Origin of the sequence: Hippea alviniae EP5-r (assembly GCF_000420385.1) — a bacterium.
In the GTDB taxonomy this organism is placed as follows: domain Bacteria; phylum Campylobacterota_A; class Desulfurellia; order Desulfurellales; family Hippeaceae; genus Hippea; species Hippea alviniae.
This window is the reverse complement of record NZ_ATUV01000001.1, coordinates 746,467-771,490: the sequence shown is the minus strand read 5'-3', so window position 1 is coordinate 771,490 and position 25,024 is coordinate 746,467. Positions and strand designations below refer to the sequence as shown.

General features: G+C 36.3%; 26 protein-coding genes and 1 pseudogene. 20 read left to right on the top strand and 7 right to left on the bottom strand.

What is annotated here, in order from left to right; genetic code table 11:
* Position 1: 1 nt before the first annotated feature.
* From moaC to yihA, 9 genes and pseudogenes are all read left to right on the top strand, one after another.
* Positions 2 to 475: a cyclic pyranopterin monophosphate synthase MoaC gene (gene moaC, locus G415_RS0104105; protein WP_022670325.1), complete on the top strand. Its 474-nt coding sequence runs from the start codon at positions 2 to 4 to the stop codon at positions 473 to 475.
* A 139-nt stretch (positions 476 to 614) separates the two neighbouring features.
* Positions 615 to 1,007, top strand: coding sequence for a DUF2914 domain-containing protein (locus tag G415_RS09770; RefSeq protein WP_022670324.1), 393 nt, complete (start codon positions 615 to 617; stop codon positions 1,005 to 1,007).
* Between the two features lie 13 nt (positions 1,008 to 1,020).
* Positions 1,021 to 1,560: pseudogene (locus G415_RS11405) on the top strand (PAS domain S-box protein); the annotation flags it as partial.
* Complete coding sequence (locus G415_RS11400) at positions 1,537 to 2,232, top strand: methyl-accepting chemotaxis protein (protein WP_420319350.1); 696 nt, start codon at positions 1,537 to 1,539, stop codon at positions 2,230 to 2,232. The pseudogene G415_RS11405 and the gene G415_RS11400, both read left to right, overlap by 24 nt.
* A 12-nt stretch (positions 2,233 to 2,244) precedes the next feature.
* Positions 2,245 to 3,519, top strand: coding sequence for a 3-isopropylmalate dehydratase large subunit (gene leuC, locus G415_RS0104090; RefSeq protein ID WP_022670322.1), 1,275 nt, complete (start codon positions 2,245 to 2,247; stop codon positions 3,517 to 3,519).
* On the top strand, positions 3,516 to 4,007 hold the full coding sequence (locus tag G415_RS0104085) for a 3-isopropylmalate dehydratase small subunit (protein ID WP_022670321.1): 492 nt from the start codon (positions 3,516 to 3,518) through the stop codon (positions 4,005 to 4,007). Before leuC ends, G415_RS0104085 begins: the two co-directional genes overlap by 4 nt.
* 8 nt (positions 4,008 to 4,015) lie before the next feature.
* The gene (leuB, locus tag G415_RS0104080) at positions 4,016 to 5,101 is read left to right on the top strand and encodes a 3-isopropylmalate dehydrogenase (RefSeq protein WP_022670320.1); all 1,086 of its coding nucleotides are present in this window, start codon (positions 4,016 to 4,018) and stop codon (positions 5,099 to 5,101) included.
* A complete protein-coding gene (locus G415_RS0104075; RefSeq protein WP_022670319.1) occupies positions 5,098 to 5,571 on the top strand; it encodes a metallophosphoesterase in 474 nt (157 codons plus the stop codon). The genes leuB and G415_RS0104075 overlap by 4 nt, the downstream gene beginning before the upstream one ends.
* Positions 5,499 to 6,158 carry a ribosome biogenesis GTP-binding protein YihA/YsxC gene (yihA, locus tag G415_RS09760; protein ID WP_022670318.1) on the top strand — a complete coding sequence of 220 codons (660 nt, stop codon included), beginning with the start codon at positions 5,499 to 5,501 and terminating at the stop codon, positions 6,156 to 6,158. Before G415_RS0104075 ends, yihA begins: the two co-directional genes overlap by 73 nt.
* 38 nt (positions 6,159 to 6,196) lie before the next feature.
* On the opposite strand, the gene G415_RS0104065 is transcribed toward yihA, so the two are convergent.
* The 6 genes from G415_RS0104065 to tig all read right to left on the bottom strand — a co-directional run bounded on the left by G415_RS0104065 (position 6,197) and on the right by tig (position 12,422).
* Positions 6,197 to 7,276: an ATP-binding protein gene (locus G415_RS0104065; protein WP_022670317.1), complete on the bottom strand. Its 1,080-nt coding sequence runs from the start codon at positions 7,274 to 7,276 to the stop codon at positions 6,197 to 6,199.
* Between the two features lie 70 nt (positions 7,277 to 7,346).
* Positions 7,347 to 8,696, bottom strand: a complete 1,350-nt coding sequence (gene hslU / locus G415_RS0104060) for an ATP-dependent protease ATPase subunit HslU (RefSeq protein ID WP_022670316.1) — start codon at positions 8,694 to 8,696, stop codon at positions 7,347 to 7,349.
* The gene (gene hslV / locus G415_RS0104055; protein WP_022670315.1) at positions 8,697 to 9,239 is read right to left on the bottom strand and encodes an ATP-dependent protease subunit HslV; all 543 of its coding nucleotides are present in this window, start codon (positions 9,237 to 9,239) and stop codon (positions 8,697 to 8,699) included. It abuts the gene before it with no gap.
* Positions 9,240 to 10,487 (bottom strand): ATP-dependent Clp protease ATP-binding subunit ClpX, encoded by a 1,248-nt coding sequence (gene clpX, locus G415_RS0104050; protein ID WP_026939566.1) that lies wholly within the window; start codon positions 10,485 to 10,487, stop codon positions 9,240 to 9,242. It abuts the gene before it with no gap.
* Positions 10,474 to 11,094 carry an ATP-dependent Clp endopeptidase proteolytic subunit ClpP gene (gene clpP / locus G415_RS0104045; protein ID WP_022670313.1) on the bottom strand — a complete coding sequence of 207 codons (621 nt, stop codon included), beginning with the start codon at positions 11,092 to 11,094 and terminating at the stop codon, positions 10,474 to 10,476. Before clpP ends, clpX begins: the two co-directional genes overlap by 14 nt.
* Positions 11,091 to 12,422: a trigger factor gene (gene tig / locus G415_RS0104040; protein WP_162138533.1), complete on the bottom strand. Its 1,332-nt coding sequence runs from the start codon at positions 12,420 to 12,422 to the stop codon at positions 11,091 to 11,093. Before tig ends, clpP begins: the two co-directional genes overlap by 4 nt.
* Before the next feature lie 127 nt (positions 12,423 to 12,549).
* On the opposite strand from tig, the gene G415_RS0104035 reads away from it, so the two are divergent.
* From G415_RS0104035 to G415_RS0104000, 8 genes are all read left to right on the top strand, one after another.
* Positions 12,550 to 13,197 carry a response regulator transcription factor gene (locus G415_RS0104035; protein ID WP_022670311.1) on the top strand — a complete coding sequence of 216 codons (648 nt, stop codon included), beginning with the start codon at positions 12,550 to 12,552 and terminating at the stop codon, positions 13,195 to 13,197.
* 38 nt (positions 13,198 to 13,235) lie between these two features.
* Positions 13,236 to 14,135, top strand: coding sequence for an ATP-binding protein (locus G415_RS0104030; RefSeq protein ID WP_022670310.1), 900 nt, complete (start codon positions 13,236 to 13,238; stop codon positions 14,133 to 14,135).
* Between the two features lie 71 nt (positions 14,136 to 14,206).
* Complete coding sequence (locus G415_RS0104025; protein WP_022670309.1) at positions 14,207 to 14,566, top strand: hypothetical protein; 360 nt, start codon at positions 14,207 to 14,209, stop codon at positions 14,564 to 14,566.
* A complete protein-coding gene (locus G415_RS0104020; RefSeq protein WP_022670308.1) occupies positions 14,566 to 18,372 on the top strand; it encodes a VWA domain-containing protein in 3,807 nt (1,268 codons plus the stop codon). Before G415_RS0104025 ends, G415_RS0104020 begins: the two co-directional genes overlap by 1 nt.
* Positions 18,372 to 18,830 (top strand): prepilin-type N-terminal cleavage/methylation domain-containing protein, encoded by a 459-nt coding sequence (locus G415_RS0104015; protein WP_022670307.1) that lies wholly within the window; start codon positions 18,372 to 18,374, stop codon positions 18,828 to 18,830. The genes G415_RS0104020 and G415_RS0104015 overlap by 1 nt, the downstream gene beginning before the upstream one ends.
* On the top strand, positions 18,811 to 19,179 hold the full coding sequence (locus G415_RS0104010) for a type II secretion system protein (RefSeq protein ID WP_022670306.1): 369 nt from the start codon (positions 18,811 to 18,813) through the stop codon (positions 19,177 to 19,179). Before G415_RS0104015 ends, G415_RS0104010 begins: the two co-directional genes overlap by 20 nt.
* Positions 19,176 to 20,213: a PilW family protein gene (locus tag G415_RS09755; RefSeq protein WP_022670305.1), complete on the top strand. Its 1,038-nt coding sequence runs from the start codon at positions 19,176 to 19,178 to the stop codon at positions 20,211 to 20,213. The genes G415_RS0104010 and G415_RS09755 overlap by 4 nt, the downstream gene beginning before the upstream one ends.
* A complete protein-coding gene (locus tag G415_RS0104000) occupies positions 20,210 to 20,725 on the top strand; it encodes a pilus assembly PilX N-terminal domain-containing protein (RefSeq protein ID WP_022670304.1) in 516 nt (171 codons plus the stop codon). The genes G415_RS09755 and G415_RS0104000 overlap by 4 nt, the downstream gene beginning before the upstream one ends.
* Positions 20,726 to 20,765: 40 nt before the next feature.
* Here the strand turns inward: G415_RS0104000 and proC are convergent, their stop codons facing one another.
* Complete coding sequence (proC, locus tag G415_RS0103995; protein ID WP_022670303.1) at positions 20,766 to 21,569, bottom strand: pyrroline-5-carboxylate reductase; 804 nt, start codon at positions 21,567 to 21,569, stop codon at positions 20,766 to 20,768.
* A gap of 108 nt (positions 21,570 to 21,677) precedes the next feature.
* Between proC and G415_RS10675 the strand changes: the two genes are divergently transcribed.
* From G415_RS10675 to G415_RS0103980, 3 genes are all read left to right on the top strand, one after another.
* Complete coding sequence (locus G415_RS10675; RefSeq protein ID WP_022670302.1) at positions 21,678 to 22,427, top strand: eIF2B alpha/beta/delta subunit family protein; 750 nt, start codon at positions 21,678 to 21,680, stop codon at positions 22,425 to 22,427.
* Positions 22,428 to 22,432: 5 nt separating this feature from the next.
* On the top strand, positions 22,433 to 23,374 hold the full coding sequence (locus G415_RS0103985) for a radical SAM protein (protein ID WP_022670301.1): 942 nt from the start codon (positions 22,433 to 22,435) through the stop codon (positions 23,372 to 23,374).
* A 63-nt stretch (positions 23,375 to 23,437) separates the two neighbouring features.
* Positions 23,438 to 24,976, top strand: a complete 1,539-nt coding sequence (locus G415_RS0103980; protein WP_238321442.1) for an ATP-binding protein — start codon at positions 23,438 to 23,440, stop codon at positions 24,974 to 24,976.
* Positions 24,977 to 25,024 lie beyond the last annotated feature (48 nt).

The following is a 25,024-nucleotide window of genomic DNA, read 5'->3' as shown; positions in this document are numbered from 1 at the left end:
AATGGAATTTACGCACTTTAATGAACAGAAAAGAGCAAAGATGGTTGATGTTTCGGCTAAGGACTATACTCTGCGTATAGCTAAGGCTTATGGTGAAGTGAAGCTCTCTAAGGAAGCCTATAGTGCCGTAAAAGAAGGAAAGGTGAAAAAGGGTGATGTTCTGGCTGTGGCTCAAGTTGGCGGAATAATGGGAGCAAAACAGACTCCATATCTTATACCAATGTGCCACCCTTTGAATCTTGAAGGTGTTGATATAAACTTTGAGATGGATGATGAGAACTGCACTATAAAGATATTCTCAGAAGTCAAGATAACCCACAAAACGGGCGTTGAGATGGAAGCAATGACAGCTGTGAGTATTGCAGCTTTAACTATATACGATATGTGTAAAGCCATTGACAGGGCTATAGAGATAAAGAACATTCGTCTTATTTACAAAGAAGGTGGCAAAAGCGGTAAATTCGAAAGACTTTAATGGATAATATATATAGTGATTTTTGAGAGTAAGCAGAGAATAATTTGAGTAGTTAGAAGTTAAAGAAGGTGGATTTTTTATTTAATTTTTTATATAAATTTTCTTAAGAATTAAAAAATTATTTCCAAGGAGTGTTGCAATGTTGAGAAAAGTGTTTAAATTTATCATCTTGATGTTTTTTGCAACTGTTATTATGGGTAGTTTTAAGACTTATTCTATGTCTGTTGGTAATATAATTTGTGGAACTGGGGTTAAAAATAGAAAAGTAGTGAATCCTTCTGATGAGTTTAGAGGAGCAAAAAGAATTTGGTGTCTTGTTGAACTTAAAAATGTAAAAAACTCCACTTATATAGTTATGAGATGGGTGCTTAACGATAGGCACTTTGATATAAAACTTCCTGTTAAACCTTATAACAGATTTAGAACTTGGTCTTATAAAACTATTTATCCTTCGATGAAAGGTGTATGGAAACTTGAAATTTTTGATAAAAATAACAAACTGTTAAAAGAGAAAGTTTTTGTTGTTAAATAAAGGGGGAGGAGTTATGTTTTTCTCTAAGAAAAGGGAGAAGATTGAGAATCATCAGATGAAATCTGAGGTAATAGAGAGGTTAGTTAATGAAGTTTTGTCTGATAAGGCTAAGGAGCTTTCTGAAGAAGATAAAAAATTACTAAAAGAAGGCGACTTTGTAGAAAGGGTTGAGAAGCTTTGCAAGATTTATTCCACAGATGTCTATTGTTGGCGATTTTTTAGAGAAAACTTTTTTATAATTTTTGCTGTCAGCCCTGAGAGAAGGTTTTTGTATTTCAATAAGGCTTTCGAAGAGATAACAGGTTGGAGCTATAACGAGTTATTTAATATTGATTCTGCTGCTAAGGTACTTTGGCCTGAGAATCCACCAGAATGCAGTGTTTGTAAACTTGTTATTAAAAGTTTAAATGAAAAGAAAGTTGTTGTTGGTGAAGCAACCATAATGCATAGAGGTGGTGAAAAGATTCCTGTTTTTGTTAATGCAATGCCGATTGTTGAAAACGGACAGGTTATATATGTTTATGTTATAATGAGAGATTTAAGGGAGGAGCTCGAAGAGAGGAGAAGGTATCTTGAGCAGAATATAGAGATAATAAGGGATATTCTAAACAGGGTTGCAGAAGGCGATGTGTCTGACACGATTGAGATACCAGAAGACAATCAGCTTAAAGATTTGGAAGGTCCAATCAACTCAATTATAGAGAATCTAAGAGTTGTTGTTAAAGGCATAAAGGACTCTGCCGAAGTTGCAAATGACATATCATACAAAACAGCAGAAGGAGTGCAGCAGGTTGCAGACTGGAATGAGAATGTTTTCCAAAAATCACAGAGCGAGCTTGTTGAGTTGGCAAAACAGTTAGGTGAAGCAACCAAGAATATAGAAGGCATTGTTGGATTGATTAGAGATATAGCAGACCAGACAAACTTGCTCGCCTTAAATGCTGCAATTGAAGCAGCACGAGCTGGAGAAGCCGGCCGTGGCTTTGCTGTTGTTGCAGATGAAGTTAGAAGCTTAGCTGAAAAATCACAAAAAGCAACAGGCGATATAGCAGATGCAATTAAAGCAATAGAGAAGAGTTCAACAGATATGATTGAGAAGATTCAATTTAACTCAGATGAGTCCAAAAAACTTGTCGAAGCTGTTGCATCCTTAAAGGATAATGTTGAAGCTTTAAACGACCATATCAAAGAGCTTGTCGATAGTGTATCGATATTCAATGTGTAAGGAGTGGTTTTTATGGCGGGAATGACCATTTCTCAGAAGATATTGGCTAAAAAGAGCAATAGGGATTTTCTAAAAGCTGGCGAGATTGTTTTGGCTGATGTTGATTTGGCTTTTGCAAACGATATAACAGCACCTATTGCCATAGATTTTGTTAAAAGACTTGGCGTTGATGTGTTTGATAAAAATAAAGTTGCTTTAATTCCAGACCATTTTACACCGAATAAGGATATCAATTCTGCAAATCAGTGCAAAATAATGCGTGATTTTGTTAGAGAAAAGGATTTACCGTTGTATTGGGAGACAGGAGAAGTCGGGATAGAGCATGCACTTCTGCCTGAGCAGGGCTATATTAAACCTGGCATGCTTGTTGTCGGTGCTGATTCTCATACCTGCACACATGGTGCTTTGGGTGCTTTTGCAACTGGTATGGGCTCAACGGATGTTGGTTTTGCCTTTGCAACAGGCAAAAGCTGGTTTAGGGTGCCTGAGTCTATTAAATTCATCTATAAAGGTAAACGCAATAAATGGGTATACGGCAAGGATTTGATTCTTTATACGATAGGTAAAATCGGCGTTGCAGGAGCTTTATATAAATCAATGGAGTTTACAGGAGATGCGATAAAAGAATTATCTATGGAAGATAGGCTTACAATGTGCAATATGGCTGTTGAAGCTGGAGCAAAAAACGGCATCATTGAGCCTGATGATATAACGATTGAGTATCTGAAAGAAAGAGATATCGACAGAAGTGAGTATGAGATTCTAAAAAGTGATGATGATGCAGAATACAGCGATATAATCGAGATAGATGTTTCAAATATAGAGCCGCAGGTTGCTTTTCCGCATCTGCCGTCAAACACAAAGGGCATAAGCGAGATAAAGGAAGATATAAAGATAGACCAGGCGTTTATCGGCAGCTGCACAAACGGCAGGATCTCCGATTTAAGAGAAGCGGCTAAGGTTTTAAAGGGCAATAAAGTTGCAAAATATGTGAGACTTATCATTATTCCTGCGACAGTTGAAGTATATAAGCAGGCATTAAAAGAAGGTTTGTTTGATATTTTTCTTGAAGCTGGTGCTGTTATCTCAACACCGACATGTGGGCCGTGTCTTGGCGGCTATATGGGTATTCTTGCTGACGGTGAAGTCTGTATATCAACATCAAACAGAAACTTTGTCGGAAGAATGGGCTCTAAAAAAGCCTATGTCTATTTAAGTTCGCCTGCTGTTGCTGCTGCAAGTGCTGTAGCTGGCAAAATAATTCATCCAGATGAGGTAATAAAATGAGAATAAAAGGAAGAGTTTGGGTATATCCCGATAATGTTGATACAGATGTTATTATACCTGCAAGGTATCTGAATACTTCAGACCCGAAAGAGCTTGCAAAACACTGCATGGAAGATATAGATGAGAACTTTGCAGAACAGGTAAAAGAAGGTGATATAATTGTTGCTGGTTATAACTTTGGTTCGGGCTCAAGCAGGGAGCATGCACCAATAGCCATAAAAGCAAGCGGTGTTGCGTGTGTGATTGCTAAGTCTTTTTCAAGGATTTTTTATAGAAATGCGTTTAATATAGGGTTGCCCATACTTGAGTCTGATGTTTCAGACGAGCTTGAAAAGGGCGATGAGATAGAAGTTGATACGCAAAAAGGCGAGATTGTTGTTTTGAAAAACGGCAAGATTTTTAAATCGAGTGTAATACCCGAATTTATGCAGCAGTTGATAGAAAGCGGCGGTCTTTTTGGTTATGCAAAGAAACTATTAAATGTATGAGGTGAGATATGGCTAAGTTTAAAATAGCTGTTGCAGAAGGCGATGGAATAGGGCCTGAAGTTGTTGCAGAAGGTTTGAAGGTTTTAGATGAAGTCGGAAGCAGATTTGGGCATGAGTTTGAGTATGAGAAGGTTTATATTGGTGGATGTGCAGTTGACAAGTTTGAAGACCCATTACCTGATAGCGAAGTTGAGAAGATTTTAAAATGCGATGCTCTGTTTTTTGGTGCTGTTGGCGGGCCTAAATGGGATAATCTGCCACGAGAGAAAAGGCCAGAGACGGGAATGTTGAAGATAAGAAAAACACTTAACGCTTTTGCCAATTTAAGACCAGCTAAAGTATTTGATGAACTTGTCGATGCAAGCACACTAAAGCCAGAAGTGATAAAGGGTATCGATATACTCGTTGTCAGAGAGCTAACCGGTGGAATCTATTTTGGTCAGCCCAAAGGCATTGTTGAAGAGAATGGCGTAAAAAAAGGCATAAATACGATGATTTATACTGAGCCAGAGATAGAGCGTATCGTAAGGCTTGCATTTGAGCTTGCAAGACAGAGAAGAAAGAAGTTAACAAGTGTTGATAAGGCGAATGTGCTTGATGTTTCTCAATTGTGGCGTGATGTTGTTGAAAAAGTGGCGAAGGATTATCCCGATGTTGAGTATAATCATCTGCTTGTTGATAATGCGGCTATGCAGCTTGTTAGGGACCCGAAGCAGTTTGATGTTATCGTGACGGGTAATATTTTTGGCGATATCCTGTCTGATGAAGCGAGCATGTTAACCGGTTCAATCGGAATGTTGCCTTCTGCTTCAATTGGTGGAGAAGTAGGTATGTTTGAGCCGATTCATGGTTCTGCGCCTGACATTGCCGGCCTTGGCATAGCAAACCCAATTGCGCAGATTGAGTCTGCTGCTATGATGTTGAAGTATGGATTTAAACTTGACAAGGAAGCCGAAGCAATAGAGAAGGCAGTTGATATGATTTTAAAGATGGGTTATAGAACTCCGGATATTTACAGTGAAGGCACAAGAAAGGTAAATACCCAGCAGATGGGTGATTTAATAGCAAAGGCTGTGGGTGAAGTTGAAATATGAGAATAGGAATAATCTCTGACTCTCATGATAATATTGAAGCAATAAAGCTCGTCGTTGATTTATTGAATAAAGAGAGTGTTGACTTAACTATCCATCTTGGTGATATTGTGTCTCCATTTTGTTTCGACTATTTTGATAAGTTGAATAGTAAATTTATCGGTGTATTTGGCAACAATGACGGCGAAGTGTTATTTTTGCAGCAAAAGAGTGAAGGGAAATTGCATAAGCCGCCGTTTGAGATTGAGCTTGACGGCAAAGAGTTTATTCTGATGCATGAGCCGTTTGGTATAGATAAGCTTGCAAGAGAGTATAACTATGTGCTTTATGGCCATCTTCATAGGATAGATTTAAGAGAGACTGAAAAAGGGTATATTATCAACCCGGGAGAGTTGTGTGGATGCTTGACGAACAGAAGAACATTGGTGATTCTGGACACGAAGAAGAACGAAGTGAGCCTAAGGGTTGTTTAGCTTTTAAAAAGGCTGAATTCAAGGGCAGCTTCGAGTCAGCTGCCCGTTTGCTTAGTCTTCCGCAGTTTGCATTTGCAGGCAGAAGTAATGTTGGTAAATCTTCTTTGATAAATGCTTTATTAAGAAGAAAAATAGTCTATGTGAGCAAAAATCCCGGCAAAACCATACTGATAAATGCTATTGAAGTAAATGAGAGATTTTATTTTATTGATTTGCCGGGCTATGGTTATGCAAGAAGGTCTAAAGAGATGAGAAACAGATGGAGAATAACGATTGAAGATTATCTGAAAAACTCAAACCTTCTTTATCATGTGTTTGTTTTAATTGATTCGCGTCATAAACCGATGGATAGCGATGTGATGTTTATTGAGTGGCTTAAGTTTTACAAAAGACCATTTAGTGTCGTTTTTACAAAAACCGATAAAAGCACCCAAAAAGACATATCATCAAATATAAAGTATTTGAAAGAAAAATTCGGCAGTTTAAATTACTTTCTCACATCTTCCAAAAAGAGAAAGGGAATAGACAAACTCTGCGATTTTATAATGGAACTTTCTGAATCTTTTCCTGTTAATAAACCAACTTGAATCCGCTTCATAAACATTAAGTATTCAAAATTCCTAATCTATAACTCCAACTTCTCCATCCCCTTCTCATAAATCCTACTATTTCCTTTAACTTCCAATGTAAGCGGGTCATAAAAGAGTATCTCTTTTTCAGCGTAAAAATTTATAATCTTCTTCACCTGCGTTGGTAATTCTTCTTTTGCTATAAATCTGCCGTTTTTTACTATCTCTTTTGCTATCTCTTTAAATATCTTTCTTTTGTTGAAGTCTTCTTCGTTTGTGAGTAAGTCAACCATCTCAGTATATGCCAAAAACGCCCTATGCTCTAAATACTCTTTAATGCTTTTGTATTTGTCTTTTAACATCATCATTCTTTGTATATCTGGAATACAACCACCAAGATAGTCATAGATGAGATTTATCTCTTCTTCTGTGTATCCTTCAGAACTTAACCACTCTACAACTATACTCTTATCTAAATGGTCAATCTTAAAAAACTCACTTGTCTTCTTTAGCTTTGCATCATTATAAATCCTATCTATAAACACAGTGTTTGAGCTTAGGATAACAACATGAGACAGATGTGTCTCTTTTGTTAAAGAGACACAGAAGTTTAGGAACTCTTTGAGTAGTTCTCTATCTCCATTTATGTATATATCTTCAAGTGTTTGGATTTCGTCTATGATGATTATAGGTTGTCTGTTTTTCTTTACCCTGTTTTGTATCTCTTCCATTAGAACTTTGAATAAGTCTTTCTCTTTGTTTTTTACTTCATTTAGCAGTTCTGCTTTTATGTTGAATACTCCAATGTTGAAGCTTGCTGAGAGTTTCTCTTCTTTCTTGCCTTTGTCATCTTTCTCTGGTGTTAGTATTGCTTCTATAAAACTTGAATAGTTGCTTATTAGATATCTTCTTAAGTTTATATACTTCACCCACCAATTACCTTTGGGTTTTAAGTTCTCAAAATCTTCAAATAACTCTTTTTCAACAACATACTCAATGAGTGTTGTTTTGCCTGAAGATTTTGGGCCATAAACCCAAAGTATTAACTCTGGTAATTGATTGAACCAATCAAGGAAGAAGTTTATCTCTTTATCTCTGTCTATGAGTTTTTTGTTTCTGAAGATACGGGTTTTCATGGGTTGCTCCTTTAGTGTATTTTTTATAAGTTTAGCATTTATGATGATAAAATTGAAAGTCTTTTTTATTTTAGAGTATGTATCTGCTTAAGTCTCTATCTTCAACGATGTTTGCAAGTTTGTTTTCTACATAGGCTGCATCGATTGTTATCTGTTTGTCTGTATCTGGTGCTTCAAACGAGATATCTTCAAGCAGTTTTTCAAGGAGTGTATGAAGTCTTCTTGCTCCGATGTTTTCTGTCTCTTTGTTAATCTTTTCTGCTATCTCTGAGATCTTCTCGATTGCATCGTCTGTAAAGTTTATCTCAATGCCTTCTGTCTCAAGCAGGGCTTTGTATTGCTTTATTAGAGCATTTTTTGGCTCTTTTAGGATTCTTACAAAATCTGCCTTTGTTAGTGGTTTTAACTCAACCCTTATAGGGAATCTTCCCTGCAATTCGGGAATCATATCGCTTGGTTTTACCTGATGAAATGCACCTGCTGCGATAAATAAAATGTGGTCTGTCTTTATAATGCCGTATCGAGTATTTACACTTGAACCTTCAACAATAGGTAATAGATCTCTTTGCACACCTTCTCTTGATACATCAGGCCCACTTGTCGATGACGATTTGCTCACGATTTTGTCTATCTCATCTATGAATACTATTCCGTCGTTTGATGCTTTTTCTATAGCTTTCTCTTTAACCTTATCTTTGTCTATTAGTTTTTGAGCTTCTTCTTCTTGGAATATCTTTAGAGCTTCTTTGACTGTTACCTTTCTTGTTTTCTTTCTGCCTGGTATAAGGTTATCAAGCATATCCCTTAGACTTGAGTCTATCTCATCAATTGGTGCTGCCGCTATCTCTATAAAAGGCATTGGCTGTTCTGCTCTCTGTGGGCTTACTGTTATCTCGATAATCTTATCGTCAAGCTCACCGTTCTTTAATTTTTCTCTAAACTTTTCCCTTGTGCGGTTTAGTCGCTCTTCTTCTTCGTTGTTATAGATGGACTGGTTTTTAAGTGGTGGCACAAGTATATCTAAAACCTTCTCTTCTGCTTCCTTTTTTGCTTTATCTTCAACCTTTTTTAGCTCTTCTTGTTTTACCATCTCATAGCTGATTCTTGCTAAATCTCTGATAATTGACTCAACATCTCTTCCCACATATCCAACTTCTGTAAATTTGCTTGCTTCAACTTTAACAAATGGTGCATTGGTTATCTTTGCTATTCTTCTTGCAATCTCTGTTTTACCCACGCCTGTTGGACCTATCATTAGTATATTTTTGGGCATTATCTCGTCTTTTATGTCGCCTTTTACTTTGTGTCTTCTGTATCGTGTTCTTAGGGCTATGGCTATAGCTTTTTTTGCTTCTGCCTGTCCTACTATGTATTTGTCTAATAGCTCGACTATCTTCTTAGGCGTGAGTTTCTCTTCCATTTAATCTTCTCCCAGTGTTTCTATTGTTATATTCTCGTTTGTGTATATGCAGATTTTTGATGCTATTTTCATTGACTCTTCAACTATCTCTTTTGCCGATAAGTTGCTATGCTTTATGAGTGCTAAAGCTGCGCTTAAGGCATAATTGCCGCCTGAACCTATAGCAACAACATCTTCATCTGGCTGAAGAACATCGCCTGTTCCACTTATTAAATAGATGCTGTCTTTATCAGCAGCTATAAGCATCGCTTCCAATCTTCTTAGAATTTTGTCTGTTCGCCACTCTTTTGCAAGTTCAACAGCTGCCCTTGTTAGATTGCCTGCATACTCGTTAAGCTTGTCTTCAAGCTTCTCAAAAAGCGTAAAAGCATCGGCTGTAGCACCTGCAAAGCCCACAATAACCTTATCGTTGTAAAGTTTTCTTATCTTTCTTGCTTTGGATTTAATAACCGTGTTGCCAAGTGTTACCTGCCCATCACCAGCAATGGCAACAGTTGAGCCTTTTTTTAAGCAGATAATCGTTGTTCCTTTAAACTGTTCCATTTATGCACTCTTTTTGCTTTTTACTAATACTGGCTTTTTGCCTTTTAAGACAACATCTTCGTTGATGATGCACTCTTTAACATCCTTCATTGATGGTATTTTATACATTAAGTCAACCATTATGCTCTCCATGATGCTTCTTAGGCCTCTTGCACCGACTTTTCTCTCTATCGCTTTTCTTGCTATTGCTCTTAAGGCATCATCTGTTATCGTAAGCTTTACATCATCCATCTTAAGCATCTTTGTGTATTGCTTTACTAATGCATTCTTCGGCTCAGTTAAAATTTTAACTAGTTCATCTTCGCTTAACTCTTCAAGCGTTGCAACAACATGCAATCTTCCGATAAGCTCTGGGATTAGTCCGTATTTCATCAAGTCTTCTGGCGTTACCTGTTTTAATAGGTTGTATTTCTCCTTTTTATCAACTGTTACAGGGTTTGTGAATCCTATAGCTTTTTTGCTTATTCTTCTTGCTATGATGTTTTCCAACCCTTCAAATGCTCCACCACAGATGAACAGAATGTTTGTTGTATCAACCTGTATAAACTCCTGCTGCGGGTGTTTCCTGCCGCCATATGGTGGGACATTAACGATGCTGCCTTCGATTATCTTAAGCAGAGCCTGTTGCACTCCTTCACCTGAGACATCTCTTGTGATTGAAGGATTTTCACTCTTTCTTGAGATTTTATCTATCTCGTCTATATATACTATGCCTTTTTGAGCAAGGCTGACATTGTAATCTGCTGCCTGAAGCAATCTTACGAGTATGTTTTCGACATCTTCTCCGACATAACCTGCTTCTGTTAAGCTTGTTGCATCAGCAATTGCAAAAGGCACATTGAGTATTTTGGCAAGCGTTTTCGCTATTAAGGTTTTGCCTGTTCCTGTTGGGCCTATGAGCAAGATATTGCTCTTTTCTAACTCGACATCGTCTTTCTTTCTGTTTATCTGGATAGAGTTTATTCGTTTGTAATGGTTGTATGCTGCAACGGCTAAAATCTTTTTTGCTTCATCTTGAGCTATTATATACTCATCAAGCTTTGCTTTTATCTCTTCGGGCGTTAATGGGACTAATTTGTCGTCTTTTCTGCTTATCTCTTCGTCTTCTGCCAGTATCTCTTCGCACAAAGCAACGCACTCATCACATATGTAAACACCTGGCCCTGCTATCAATTTCCTTACTTCATCTTGTGTTTTGCCGCAGAATGAACATCTTAATGGTCCTGCAGGCCCGTCATTTCCGTCCATTGGTCTCATTGTTTTTCTCCTCTTCTTCCCTTGAATAAATTATTTTGTCGATGATACCGTATTTTAAAGCTTCTTCTGCGTCCATAAAATAATCCCTTTCGGTATCTTTTTCAATGGTTTTAACCCTTTTTCCTGTATGTTTTGCTAAAATCTCATTTAGAATCTTTTTAAGTCTTAGAATCTCCTTTGCATGTATCTCTATCTCTGTTGCCTGTCCTGTTATTCCACCAATGGGCTGGTGAATCATTATCCTTGAGTGCGGAAGCGAGAATCTTTTGCCTTTTGCTCCGCTTGCAAGGATTAATGCTCCCATTGACGCTGCAGAACCTATGCAGATTGTATTAACATCGCATTTTATATACTGCATTGTATCATATATGGCAAGGCCTGCTGTTACTATACCGCCAGGTGAATTTATGTATAGGAATATATCTTTATCTGGGTCTTCACTTTCTAAAAACAACAATTGACTTACGATAACATTTGCAACATCATCATTTATTTCGCCGTTTAGCATTACAATTCTATCTTTTAAAAGGCGCGAGTATATGTCGTATGCCCTTTCTCCCTGTGGTGTTTTCTCTATGACTATCGGTATAAGATTCATGCTTTCTCTTCCTTCTCCTTGTTTTCTTCTTTATTCTCTTCTGGTTTTATAATTTTTGCGTTTTCATAGACAAAGTCAAGGGCTTTATCGCCCAGTATCTCCATCTGAATTAAAGGTAAAATGCCTTTTTCCTGATACTCTTTATACATCTCGTCGAATGTCTTTCTATTTGCGTTTGCATGTTGAGATACAACTTCGTTTATCTCTTCGCTTGATACATCGATGCCTTCTTTTTTTGCTATCTCAAGCAGTATGAATGTTGCTTTTACCCTTCTTTTTGCTTCGGGTTCAAATTTTTCTCTTAGGGCTTGTGGTTTGAAGTCATCTGAGCTTACATCAACGCCTGCATAGTACATATTTTTTACATACTCCATTATCATCTGGTTTGTCTCTTGACCAACAAGGCTCGGCGGCAGCTCAAAATCATACTCTTCAAGCAACTTATCTAACAGTGCATTCTTCTGTCTTTCTATCTCTTCTAACTCTTTGTTCTCTTTTAATCTTTTCTTGATGTCTTCAATTAAGTCATCATAGGTTTTGAACTCTTTGTTGATTTTCTGTGCAAACTCGTCGTTTAGTTCTGGCAGTTTTTTCTGTTTTAACGATTTTAGCGTTACTTCAAATACGACATCCCTGCCTTTTAGTGCTCTTAAAGGATACTCCTTGTCAAAGCTTGCTTCTATCTTTTTGGTTTCGCCAACCTTCATACCCGCAAGCTGGCTTTCTATCTCTTCAATGAGCTGTTTTTTACCAAGTTCGACAGGCAAATTTTCTCCGCCAAAGTCGTTTATTGGGTAGTGTGTCTCTTTTGTAAATGTCTTTATGTCGATAATACCTATATCACCTTCTTCGAATACACCATCTTCTTTATCTTCGAGTGTTGCAAATGCTTCTCTTAACTGCTCTATAACTTTGTTTATATCTTCTTCTGTGATTTCTATAGGTTTTGCTTCTATCTCAATGCCTTTATACTCTTTAAGTTCAAACTCTGGTTTCACATCGACTGTGGCTGTAAAACTTAGGCCTTTCTCTTCGTCATAATTAATTTCAGTAAATACTGGGTCTGCAACTGTTTCAATTTTGTTATCTTGAATGGCAAACTCATAAGCTTCTGCAATCAATTCTCTTTTTGTGTTTTCTATTATATCTTCCTTGTATGTTCTTAAGATAATCTCTTTTGGCACTTTACCTTTTCTAAATCCTTTTATATTTACGCTTTTTCTGAAGTCGTTTACAATCTCGTCCTTTTTCTGTTTAATTTTCTCTGGTTCAACCTTTATCTGAAGTTTCTTTCTTGAAGGTTTAACATCTTCAATTGCTACTTCCACCATACTTCCTCCTACTTGCCTTTTAGTTAGCAGAATATACCAAAAGCGTTTAGGTTTTTCAATTTTATTTGTTGGAGCAAGTGTAATATGATAAAAATAATAAAAGGATTTCTACAGGAAGGTTCTTATGAACAGGATAATGCTTGTTGAAGATGATAAATATCTCGGTGATGCTTTAAAGAGATATTTGAATAAGAATGATTTTTTATGCGATTGGATAGAAGATGATAGAGATGTAATGATTATTCTCAATTCCAAACACTATGATTTGATTGTTTTGGATTTGATATTGAAATTTTCAAAAGGCGAAGAGTTGCTGGCTAAAATAAGAAAAAAATACTCAATACCTGTTATTGTTTTGACGGCTAAGGTTGGGATAGAAAGCAAAGAAGATTGCTTTAATCTTGGAGCTGACGATTATATAACTAAGCCGTTTGAACCAAGGGAACTCATCTTGAGAATAAATTCCATTTTGAGAAGAGTGTATTCAAATAGGTATATTATTGGTGATGTTTGTATAGATTTAGATAATAAGATAGCCAAAAAGAACAGCGAAGTCGTTGGATTTACTCAGAAAGAGTGGAGTATGTTGGAGCTTTTCGTAAAGAATAAGGGAAAAGTTGTGTCTGTGGATGAGATTTTAAGGTATGTATGGGATGGTAGTGATGTGGGAGAAGATTCTATAAGGGCATATGTAAAAAGGTTAAGGAATGTTTTGGGTAAGGATAGGATAAAGAACATAAAAGGAAGGGGATATATTTTATTAGAAGGATAGCGTTTGAAGATAAGGTAATCCTTATTACGATAGCAAGCGTGATTTTTTGGCTTGTGGCTATAGATGCTATTGTGGTGTTGTTTTTTAAAAATGGTATAGTTGATTATTACAAGAGAGAGATAGAAGCCTATATAAAACTTTATAAGTCTGAAGGAGATAAACATTTGCCTTCCTATATAAAGATAGTTGAGACTCAGCAAAAACCTGAAGGGTATGTACTCTACCGATTGGAAGGGAGTAAGTATGTATTTGTGAATATAGATAGAATAAAAAATAAACTCTTGAAATTTCTCTACACTTTGCTTTTGTGGGAGTTTGCTTTGAGTTTAACTGTTATTCTTATTGTTCATTTTCTTCTTAAGAAAATGCTTAAATATAAGCATGAATCAGAAGAGTTTTTAAGATTTGTGGTGCTTTCTTTGTCTCATAAACTTGGCAATTTTATAGCGGCTCAAAAGGTCAATATAGAAATGATAGGTAGTGATGTAGATGCTATTGAGAGACTAAAGGCTGTTGTAGATGAGTTTGAGTGTGATTTGAATTTGCTTAAGAGTGTTATAAAGTTTGAAGAAAATTTGAAACCAGAAGAGACAAATATATGCAAAGAGTTAGAAGAGTTAAAGAATGTGTATGAAGATAAAAGTGTAGCTATCTTGGTTGAGTGTGATAATATTAGAGTTAAGCTGAATTCTGCGGATTTTAAGATTGTAGTTGATGAGCTTTTTAGAAATGCATACAAGTATTCGATGAATTTTGTAAAGGTAAAGGTATGGGTAGATAAAAAGGTTGTTATGAGTATTGAAAACGATATAAAAGATATATCCACAGGTTCTGGGTTGGGATTGAAAATCGTTGAATATGTAGCTAAAAGGAACAGATGGTTTGTGGATTATAAAGTGGAAGGGAATATTTTTAAGGTTGTGGTTATTTTTGGGTGATTGATTCACGATTTTTTCACGGTTAATGTGTAACAATAAATTCAGAAAATTGTGAATTGAGGTGATAAAAAATGAAAATCTTACGGTTGTTTTTCTTCTCTATTTTGCTCATTTTTGCCACAGGGAATTTAGAGAGTAAGGCAAAAAAATATGAAGTAATAAAGGTGAATAATATTAAAAAGATAAAAGTAGAACTTTTTGATATTGTTGGTATTAAGAACTTGCACTGCAAACCTGTTTTTGTTAGAGCTAAGATTATAAAAATAGACGCCAAAAGAAAGATTACCTTTTTAAAGGTTGTGAGCAAAACATACAGGGGTCTGCTTTTTGTACTTAATTTTGTTATTAGAGAGAAAAAAGGTAAACACTTAGTTGGAATGATTTGTAGACAAAAAAGACAATTTGCTTTTTATTCTGTAAGGGGGCAATAATGAAAAAAAAGTTAATATTTATATTTTTTGGTGTGTTGATTTTTGTTATATCCAACTTTTCTCTTGCTGAAAATATCCCATATTGCGCAAAACCACCGTTTATACAAGCAAATTTACCATCTAATGTGATGCTTGTTTTAGACTATTCGGGAAGTATGTCGTTTCCTGCTTATTACTCCGCTAATTATAAGATAAGAGAAAATAGTCCCTCCTACGAAGAACCTTATTATGATAATTCTAAGACTTATTATGGATATTTTATTCCGGGTGAAAATTACAAAAAAGTAAATGGTGTATGGGAAATAACAAATGATACAAACTCGTGTGATATAGAGTGCTATAAAGATTACAATAATGAAGGTTACTATATTACTATGTGTTCAGCTTCAGGGGTTTGTAGTGGTAATGAGTTAAATTTTGCATATATGACGAGAATGGATATTTTAAGATGGATTTTAACAGGAGGAAGTACTCAAAAAATAAGTGAATGTGTATATAGCAAGAATGGTTGCAGTATATACGACAATTGGCGGAACTGTGAAAACAATTATGTGTGTTCATGGTCGTGGTGGTATGGAGAATGTCAGAATGGTGGTTGGTATAGCTGTTCAGATTATACCAATAAGTATAATTGTAATAATAATCCAGTGTGCACTTACATTGAAGAATCAGTTGTTAACACATTAGAGAATAATGCCTTAATAAAAATGGAAGATGTCTCATCATATAATCCTGCAGATAAAAAAGTTGAAGGAATTTTGCAGCGGATAGAAAAACAAGAGCAAAAACCAAGGATAGGGGCTGTATTTTTTAGTAGTGACATTAAAGATAGAGTTGGTCTTTCTGATAATTATACTGAGTTAATTAGTAGCATAAACACCAAAAGCCCTGGTGGAGGCACATGTACTGCATGTGCTGTAGATGAAATGAAAGAGCTTTTTTCTCAAAAAAGTGACACCATAGAAAAATATGGAGATGTGAACCCTTATGAGTTTAATATAGATGATAAGGAAGTGAAAGTTCCTTGCGCCAAAAATTTCATTCTTTTGATGTCTGATGGCGAATGGAATATACCCGATACAACAACAAAGTCTGATCCTATAAAGCCTATAGACGACATGTGGAAAGGTGGGACGGCTGACTTGGTTAAGGATTTGCCGGGCAAACAACAGGTTGAGACATATACTGTGAGTATGTTTGCTAATCCTGATGATAAGGGAACAAATGCCCTTAAATGGATGGCTGTTTATGGAAATTACATTGATTCTAGAGATCATAGTGTGGTTTACCCTTGTAATCAGAGTAGTTATCCTAACACAAGCTTAACTGTTGCTGAGAATCTTGAGAATAATTGCTCAAACGGTGAAGTAAAGCAGAATAAAGATGGCACTGGCCCTTATGGCTTTTATGAAGGTGATAACCCTGAAGAATTGAAAAAAGCTATCACGGAAGCCTTTAACGAAATTTTAAAACAAGCTTCTTCTGGCACGGCCGCTTCTGTTTTATCTGAGAAAGAGAGAGTAAATATGGGTATAATTCAAGCAGCTTTTTATCCTGAAAAAGTATTTGTGGATTCTTCTAATACCTATAAAGTGAAATGGATAGGTTCTTTATACAATTGGTGGTTTTATGGCGCCTATACATTTAACGGGTATGTAAGTAATATAAGAGAGGATACAATAGATAACAAATATCTTGATATTTGTAGTAACGGAAAACCAGGTGGTGATTATATTATAGAATATGATTTTGAAAATGGAGAATTAAAGATAAAGGGCTATAAAAGTAGTTGTGGCGGAGTAGAATATTCTGACACACCCGCTGTTGTTTATAACGGTTTAGATAGTGCTCACTATGTATGGGAAGCAGGGAAAAAGCTTGCAGAAGAAAAGCCTTCTGACAGAACCATATATACATATGTTGGTGATACATTGCCGAAAGATTCTGAAAAACCGCTTGAGCAACTGCAAAGTTTAAATAACTCTGATACTTATAAGCCATCAACCCTATTTGGTGATTCTAATAAGGATGGAGTTATTGTTATAGATAATAGTAGTGATAAAGTTATCACCTTTGACAATCTTAAAAGCTATATATACGGGAATGATATAAGTGGATATAGAGAAAGAGTTATAGATGATAAGGGAGATACTTGGAAGCTTGGCGATATTATATATTCAACTCCTAAGGTAGTTAATTATGACGATTATTCTGTGGCTTTTGTGGGTGCAAATGACGGTATGTTACATGCATTTTTGGTTGGTAAGTATAGGTATGATGGTTTAGGCCCTTACCAACTTGGAAGGCTTACAAATAGTGTTTTTGATTCTGGAACTGGTAGCTTAGGTAAAGAGTTGTGGGCTTTTATTCCTAAAAATGCTCTACCTTATCTCAGGTTTCTTGCAGACCCTGATTACTGTCATATGTATTTTGTTGACCTTACACCATACATAATAGAAATGAAAGATAAATGGGGGAATGTAGAGAAAAGAATTCTAATAGGCGGAATGAGACTCGGCGGAGCTGTTGGATGTGATAATTCTACCTATTGTATTAATCCGCCTGAAGATACATGCCCTGATCCAGAAAATTACAGTTCTACTCATGATCCATCTACTTCTCCTGAGGGATGCTTAGGATTGTCTTCGTATTTTGCTCTTGATATAACCGATCCTACGCAACCGAAGTTTTTATGGGAGTTTAGTAATCCTGATTTAGGTTTCTCTTATTCTGGGCCAGCTTTTATTAAGAAGAAAGATGATAAAGGAAACTGGCATTACTATGTAATGTTTTCTTCTGGACCTACGGACTATAATGGAGATGTTGGGCAACATTTTTATGTATTTGTTCTGTCTTTAAACAGCACTTTAAAAAATAGTGATGGTAGTTATAATCCTGCTTTCTTTACTGTAACTGATGTGTATAAGAAAGATTTGTCTAATATAGTGGATTCGGACTATGCATTTGGCGGTAGGTTGTTTACTCAAGGAGTAGATTTTAATGGAGATGGTTCCACGGATATTTTATTTGAAGGAGTAGTTGAGTATAAAAACGGCGAATGGAAGGGAAATGTAATAGGTATAAGGCCTTCTGATTTAAACCCTGCAAATTGGGATTATTTTAAGTTGTTTACAACTCCTATAGGCCCTGTTGTTGCTTCTATAAATTACGAGAAGTGTTTCAAAAAACATTTTATATATTTTGGCAGTGGAAGGTATTTTTATAAAGATGATACTCCGGATGGAGAAGTTGAGAAACTATATGGTTTAGAAATAGACGATTGTTTGAATAATGATTGTTCCTTTACTCCGTCAGGTCTGTATACATCAGATGATTCTTGCTCACATATAGGTGAGAACGGATATGGTTGGTATCAAAATCTTCTCGAAGAAGGAGATGGGTATAACAAGGAAAGGACAATCACTGGAGCAACAACTACAGATGAAAATGTTGTTTTCTTTACTACAACCCAACCAACATCAGATGTGTGTGGATTTGGTGGAAGGTCAAGATTGTGGGGTATGAACTGTGCAACTGGAGAATCATTGACCAATCAGCAGTGTAAAAACTATCAAACGGGCAAGATAATAGGAACATTACTTCTTCAAACATCTGTTGGAGAGATATCAAAATTTGATATAAATATAACCAATGTCACAAAACCTGAAGGAAATATTACTCCATTTACTCAAGAAAACGGTAAGGCTACGGAGTGGAAAAGTGGTGTTGCTCCTGAGAATAAGTCTAATTGGACTCCTCCACCAACTAAAAAACCAGCAAAGATTTTGTATGAGATTGAGAACTGATGAATAACAAAGGCTTTAGTCTGATTGAACTTATAGTAGTTATAGTTATAATTTCTATCTTGCTGTCTATTGCTGTGCCGATGTATAGCAGTTGGGTGAAACGACAAGGTATAGCTAAGGATACCAAAAAGATATTCTCTGAGCTTAATTATCTTAGACTTAAGGCTTTTACGACTAAAGATGAATACTCTCTTTGTTGGGAAAACAACCCTTTCAAGGTTGTTTACATAAAGAAGAATGGAAATAAAGAAGGCAGTCTGTCTTTAAAGTATGAGTTTGTGGGTGATATTGGTTTAGGGTATAATTGTGTAGATTTTTCTCCAGATGGAACAGCTGATCATACAGGCAATATAAGGATAAATGATGTAAATTCCAAAGCGAGTATAGATTGTGTTGATGTTTCTCGTTTTAGAATAAGTTTAGGAAAATGGAGTGAAGGTGAGTGTAAAAACTATTAAAGGATTTACCCTTGTAGAGTTGCTGGTGAGTATAGTTATAGCTTTAATTGTTTTTGTAGCTTTATCTAAGGCTCTTGTAGTGTATACAAAGTATAATGTTCTTAATTCTTTAAGAAATTATGCTATAACTATAGCTCAGTCTTGCATTAATAATTTAAGGTCGGGGCATAAATGTTCTGATAATGTTAGTGTCAGGTACAGAAATTTTACAGAGGTTTTTAAAATAACTGCGCCAGACCCGTTAGGATTTGATAGTGGGAGCTACAATAGTGTAGTTGTGACTGTTTCTTATAAATATGGCGGGAATGATTACTCTTATTCTATAACTACCACGGTGTACAAGCCATGAGTAAAAAAGGTATAACTTTAATAGAATTATTAGTAGTTATAGCTATTTTGGGTATTGTTTTAGCTATAACCTTTAAGAGCTATATATCTATTTTAAAGATTCAAACTCAACAGTCTGGTATAGCAAGCGGTAATCTGAATACGGATATAGCTTTGGAAGTTCTCAGAAAGGATATTGAAATGGCAGGTTTTGGTTTGCCAAGGATTACTAATGGTAGCTGTAGCGAAGCTGTTTCTGATTCAACTTATACACCAGACCCTTCTACATTGAATACTAATTGTGATCCACTCGCGCCTTTTAGTTTGTCAGATAATACAGGACCAAATCAATCTGACGTTCTTGCTATAAGGTCTTCAGTTGCTGCTTTGAATAGTTCAACAGAACATTGGGGATATGTCTCTTCTAATGGTTATAAAGAATTGGGAAAGAGTGGAGATGTGAGCGATGTTGTCTTTAATATAATTGATCCTAAAAGTATGGAGCCTTTGCAAATATCTCCTTGCAAACTAAGCAGTTTGACTCTCGTAGGTGGTAAGGTTTATCTGGTGTTTGGACTTGGTGACAAAAGCGTTAATATGCCATTTAACAGAGTTGATTACTTTCTTTACAGACCTGCAAACGGTATGCCATCAAGGTGTAGTCCTAATAGTTATGAATTATATAGAGCCACTATAGATCAATCAGATGGCAAAAGAAATAGACAGCCCATTTTTGATTGCGTTGAAGATTTTCAGGTAGTATTTGGATTAGATACAAATGATAATGGGACAATAGATAAATGGAGTTCATCTTTACCTTCCGACCTTTACGATTTAGATAAGCAATTGAAGCAGCTTAGAGTGTTTATAGTTTATCAGGAAGGAAAGAAAGATCCCAATTTTTCTTTCTCTGGTTCTATATCCATAGGGGATAGTGATACAGGTGAGATAAAAAAATTCACTCCAACAGGAGATGATGTTCATTATAGGTGGAGAATGACAGAGCTTGTTGTTTATCCTATGAATATAACCTTAAGGGAAAGGAAGTTGCAATGATAAAAAACAAAAAAGGAATAGCTTTGATAGTTACACTTGTTCTGGCTGCTATTTCTGTTATATTAATAGGTGTATTGATGAATCTTGTTATAACTGGGACGAAAATATCTGGTGTATTTAAACAGTATACTTCGGCTTTGGAAGCAGCAAAAGGCGGAATGGAAGACTTTATATCGTCAATGGGAACTTTTGTTTATTACAAAGGTCTTTCTACTGACAATGAGTCTATATGTAAAATTCAACAGGATACAGATAATTGGGGCGAAAGCTGTAAAAGTTATATGAAAGCGAAGGGTTATACTGAAGCTGAGCTATCGAGCCACTCTTCGGTTGAAGATATAATAGATTACCCTGATATGGTAAAAGACTTCGGAAACTATAAAGTATATGTTAAGCTTATTGATGCTAAAGGTGCCGCCGATGGTTGGTATTATACTGTAGATGTAGTCTCTCAGAGTAAAAGTGATAGTAGAGAAAGAGCATGGCTAACCGTATTTTTAAAAACGGATTAATAGCTCAATCTAATGAAGCTATGGCTGTGGCTGTATTGGTTTAGCTACCCAGTTCTTCGCTTCTCTTTGTTGCTGCCCAGACAGCTTCTATGAAGCCACCGCGGGTGCCTCTCTTTTCTAACTCGGCAAGGCCGTAAATTGTTGTTCCGCCGGGTGATGCAACCATGTCTTTTAGTTCTGCCGGGTGTTTGCCTGTTTTTAAGACTAACTCTGCTGCGCCTTTGACTGTTTGGGCTGCAAGCTTTAGAGCATCTTCTCTGCGCAAACCCACCTTTACGCCGCCATCTGCTAACGCTTCAATAACTTCAAACACATAAGCAGGACCAGAACCAGACAATCCTGTTACTGCGTCCATGTATCTTTCGTTGTGAATTACAACAACTTCACCAACAAGGCCTAAAATTGCCATGGCAACTTCTTCATCTTCTTTTGTTGTTCTTGGGCCACAGTATATCGCACTTGCAGCCTGTTTTACGATTGCTGCTATGTTTGGCATTACACGAATAAATCTTCCCTTTTTTAGTATTGATCTCATAACTTCGACTTTTATACCTGCTGCTATTGAGATTATGAGTTTGCTGTTGTCAACAAAGGGATAGATATTCTGCAAGCATTCGAATATATCGATTGGCTGAACGGCCAAAATGATTATATCTGACTCTTTTGCAAGCTCTGGGTTTGTCATAAACCTAACACCATATTTCTCTTTGATTACTTCTGCTTTGTCTGATATATCTGAAACTATAATATTCTTTTTGTCTATACCGACATTCAATAGACCTGTAAGAAGTGCACTGCCCATCTTACCGACACCGATTATGCCTATGGTTTTGTCTTTTAACATTTAATCCTCCACATTTTTTTGGTTTTGGTGAAAATTTACTAAGTTTTTTATAAAAATGCAAGACTCATTTGGGTTGTAAATGAAAAAGTATTAAATTAAAATGCTTGTATGAGTTGCATAGAGATTTTGGAAAAACTTGCTTACGATAGGGTTTCATCATCCAACCAGATAGCTTTGAAAATGATTGATTGCGCTATTGAGCTGTTTGATTCTGAGCCTTTGGGTGAATATATGGAAAAGATGATGAAAACTCAGTCTGGCATGGCTGTGGTTTTGAATGTAGCTGACAGAATTTGCAAAGCAAAGAGTAAGGATGAGCTTAAAAGGTTGAAGTTTGAGCTTTTAAAAGCAGAAGAGAGTGCAATTGATGAAGCCTATGAGCACATTAAGGGTGCAAAGAATATAGCGACAATTTCTTTTTCGAATAGTGTATTGAAACTTTTAAAAATGATAAAGCCGCAGAAGGTTTATCTATCTATTTCGCATCCAGCAAGGGAAGGAGAGCTGTTGGCTGAGAATCTGATGAAGGAAGGGATAGAAGTTGTTTTATTTGAAGATGCCGCATACTCCTTAGTTATGAGAGATGTTGAAATCTCTATAATTGGAGCGGATGCAGTTTTTGATGATGCTGTTGTAAACAAAATTGGTAGTTATGCTTTGGCTTTATTGTCGAGAGAGTTTGATGTGCCATTTTATGTTGTTGCAAATAAGTTTAAGTTATTGAGTGAGAACCTTAGAAACTTTTATAAGATTTTGAGAATGGATAAAAGTGAGATAAGCAATCTAAACTGTGATGTTTTAAATGTTTATTTTGAGCATGTGCCTGTGAGATTGGTGAAAAAAATATTTATGGGGTGATAGAGATGGAGTTTCTTTTTGGTCCTGTGCCTTCAAGAAGGTTGGGTTTGAGTTTGGGTGTAAATATAATACCCTATAAAACATGCACATACAACTGTGTCTATTGTGAAGCAGGGAAAACGACAAAACTCACTGTAAAAAGAGAGAGCTTTTTTGAACCTGCCGACATAGAGAGAGAGTTTACTGAAAATGTTGATAAGATGGGCAGGATAGATGTTGTTACATTTTCTGGCGGTGGCGAGCCAACGCTTAATAAAGATTTGGGAAGGTTTATAAGGTTTGTTAAGGATAAGGGTTTTAAGGTTGCAGTCCTGACGAATGGCAGTCTCATGTTTATGGAAGATGTGAGAGAAGATTTGATGAGCGCTGATGTTGTTATACCAAGTCTTGATGCTGTGTTGGAGAGTAGTTTTATAAAGGTAAACAGGCCGCACGGTAGCCTTAAGATTGAAAGGATAATAGATGGTTTGGTTGATTTTTGCAAAGACTTCAAAGGCGAAGTGTGGCTTGAAGTTCTACTTGTGAGAAGTTTGAATGATTCTAAGGATGATTTGAAAGCCTTAAGTGATGCAATAGAGAGAATAAAGCCATCAAAAGTTCAGGTAGGCACGGTTGATAGGCCGCCTGCTGAGAGTTGGGTCGAAAAACTCTCAGATAAAGAGATGATGGATGTTTATGTGTATTTGAGTGCGCATACTTCCGTTGAAGTTGAGCTTATAGGTGGGTTTAACAAAGAGAATGACGCATTTAAAGATGATGTGGAAAGGGCTATATTAAAACTGATAAATATAAGGCCATGCTCTAAAGACGAGTTGAAGAGTATATTCTCGCTGGATGAGAGTAGGCTGAATGAAATATTGGAAAAGTTTGAGAAGGAAGGAAGGGTATATCGCTATACTTATGGCAATAAACAGTTTATAGCTGGAAATGTGTCGTTGGTTAAATAGTTAACTGTTTACTTTTTGTTTATTGATAGGTATAATCTTTACGATAACTTAAAAATGGAGTTGATGATGAAAAAACTCCCCATCGGCATCTCAACCTTCAGAAAGATAAGAGAAGATGATTATGTCTATATAGACAAGACAGATTTAGCCTTAGACTTAATCAAGAATGGGCAGTATTACTTACTATCCCGTCCCAGACGCTTTGGTAAGTCTTTATTCCTTGACACACTCAAAGAGATATTCCAAGGCAACAAAGAGCTATTCAAGGGTTTATATATATACGACAAGTATGAGTTTGAGAGCTATCCTGTGATATCTATCTCTTTTGGCTCTGGCGGTGTAAAGGACAAAGAGAGCTTACAAAAGAGAATTAAGGAAATATTAGAAGAAAACTCCCTGCTTCTTAATGTGGAATTACCAGATGCTGAAACAACACAGGGAGTGTTCAGGAAATTCATAATGAAGATAGTCAACCACCGCCACAAACCCGTTGTCATCCTTATCGATGAATACGACAAACCCATCCTTGACAACATAGAAGACAAAGAAGCAGCAAGAGAGATAAGGGATGAGCTAAAGAACTTCTATTCTGTAATCAAAGACTCAGATGCCTTCATCAGGTTTGTCTTCATCACAGGAGTAAGCAAGTTCTCAAAGGTTAGTCTATTTTCTGGTTTAAACAACCTAAACGACATAACAGTCAATCCCAGATATGCAACAATATGCGGCTATACCCAAAGGGATGTTGAGACATCATTTGCAGAACATCTCAAAGGAGTTGATTTTGACAAGATAAAGAAGTGGTATAATGACTATAGATGGCTTGGTGAACCAGTCTATAACCCATTTGACATTCTTCTTTTCATCTCCAACCAGTGCAGGTTTGGCAATTACTGGTTCTCAACAGCTACACCAACATTCCTGCTTAAGCTCATTGAGAAGAACAGATACCACCTGCCAAACTTAGAGAGAGCAGTCAAGGATTACAGAATGCTTGACAGCTTTGATGTTGACTTCATAGACATTGAAACACTGATGTGGCAGACAGGGTATTTGACAATAACAGAAGCAAAAGATACACCAAGAGGCATTCTCTTCTATCTTGGCATACCAAACCTTGAAGTTGAACTATCCCTTTTTGGAAGCATAGCAGACTTTATGACAAGAACAAGCAACTCAGCTATCATAAGCAACAATATGTATATGGCTTTGATAAACCAAGACTTAGAAACCTTCAAACAAGAGCTCATCTCTCTGTTTGCTTCTATCCCTTATGCAAACTTCACAGGTGAGAAGCTCTATGAGTATGAAGGATACTATGTCAGTGTATTCTATGCCTATATGAAGGCATTGGGTGTTGAACTGATAGCAGAAGATATAACAAACAAGGAAAGGATAGACTTAACCTTAAAGTTTGACAATGCAATCTATATTATAGAGTTCAAAGAAGAAGGCAAGAATGCCTTAGAGCAGATTAAACAGAAGAAGTATTATGAGAAATACATGAATGAGAATAAACCAATTTATCTAATAGGCATGGAGTTTGACAAGAAAGAAAGGAATATAAGTAGGGTGGAGATGGAGAAATACCCTTTTACTTGAAGAAGGTTGAGTTTCATAATATAAATTAAAGCAAACTCTAAAGACGGA

Coding starts and splice junctions, on each gene's coding strand:
- moaC (WP_022670325.1), top strand. CDS start 2: ATGGAATTTACGCACTTTAATGAACAGAAAAGAGCAAAGATGGTTGAT.
- G415_RS09770 (WP_022670324.1), top strand. CDS start 615: ATGTTGAGAAAAGTGTTTAAATTTATCATCTTGATGTTTTTTGCAACT.
- G415_RS11400 (WP_420319350.1), top strand. CDS start 1,537: ATGAGAGATTTAAGGGAGGAGCTCGAAGAGAGGAGAAGGTATCTTGAG.
- leuC (WP_022670322.1), top strand. CDS start 2,245: ATGGCGGGAATGACCATTTCTCAGAAGATATTGGCTAAAAAGAGCAAT.
- G415_RS0104085 (WP_022670321.1), top strand. CDS start 3,516: ATGAGAATAAAAGGAAGAGTTTGGGTATATCCCGATAATGTTGATACA.
- leuB (WP_022670320.1), top strand. CDS start 4,016: ATGGCTAAGTTTAAAATAGCTGTTGCAGAAGGCGATGGAATAGGGCCT.
- G415_RS0104075 (WP_022670319.1), top strand. CDS start 5,098: ATGAGAATAGGAATAATCTCTGACTCTCATGATAATATTGAAGCAATA.
- yihA (WP_022670318.1), top strand. CDS start 5,499: ATGCTTGACGAACAGAAGAACATTGGTGATTCTGGACACGAAGAAGAA.
- G415_RS0104065 (WP_022670317.1), bottom strand. CDS start 7,276: ATGAAAACCCGTATCTTCAGAAACAAAAAACTCATAGACAGAGATAAA.
- hslU (WP_022670316.1), bottom strand. CDS start 8,696: ATGGAAGAGAAACTCACGCCTAAGAAGATAGTCGAGCTATTAGACAAA.
- hslV (WP_022670315.1), bottom strand. CDS start 9,239: ATGGAACAGTTTAAAGGAACAACGATTATCTGCTTAAAAAAAGGCTCA.
- clpX (WP_026939566.1), bottom strand. CDS start 10,487: ATGGACGGAAATGACGGGCCTGCAGGACCATTAAGATGTTCATTCTGC.
- clpP (WP_022670313.1), bottom strand. CDS start 11,094: ATGAATCTTATACCGATAGTCATAGAGAAAACACCACAGGGAGAAAGG.
- G415_RS0104035 (WP_022670311.1), top strand. CDS start 12,550: ATGAACAGGATAATGCTTGTTGAAGATGATAAATATCTCGGTGATGCT.
- G415_RS0104025 (WP_022670309.1), top strand. CDS start 14,207: ATGAAAATCTTACGGTTGTTTTTCTTCTCTATTTTGCTCATTTTTGCC.
- G415_RS0104020 (WP_022670308.1), top strand. CDS start 14,566: ATGAAAAAAAAGTTAATATTTATATTTTTTGGTGTGTTGATTTTTGTT.
- G415_RS0104015 (WP_022670307.1), top strand. CDS start 18,372: ATGAATAACAAAGGCTTTAGTCTGATTGAACTTATAGTAGTTATAGTT.
- G415_RS09755 (WP_022670305.1), top strand. CDS start 19,176: ATGAGTAAAAAAGGTATAACTTTAATAGAATTATTAGTAGTTATAGCT.
- G415_RS0104000 (WP_022670304.1), top strand. CDS start 20,210: ATGATAAAAAACAAAAAAGGAATAGCTTTGATAGTTACACTTGTTCTG.
- proC (WP_022670303.1), bottom strand. CDS start 21,569: ATGTTAAAAGACAAAACCATAGGCATAATCGGTGTCGGTAAGATGGGC.
- G415_RS10675 (WP_022670302.1), top strand. CDS start 21,678: ATGAGTTGCATAGAGATTTTGGAAAAACTTGCTTACGATAGGGTTTCA.
- G415_RS0103985 (WP_022670301.1), top strand. CDS start 22,433: ATGGAGTTTCTTTTTGGTCCTGTGCCTTCAAGAAGGTTGGGTTTGAGT.
- G415_RS0103980 (WP_238321442.1), top strand. CDS start 23,438: ATGATGAAAAAACTCCCCATCGGCATCTCAACCTTCAGAAAGATAAGA.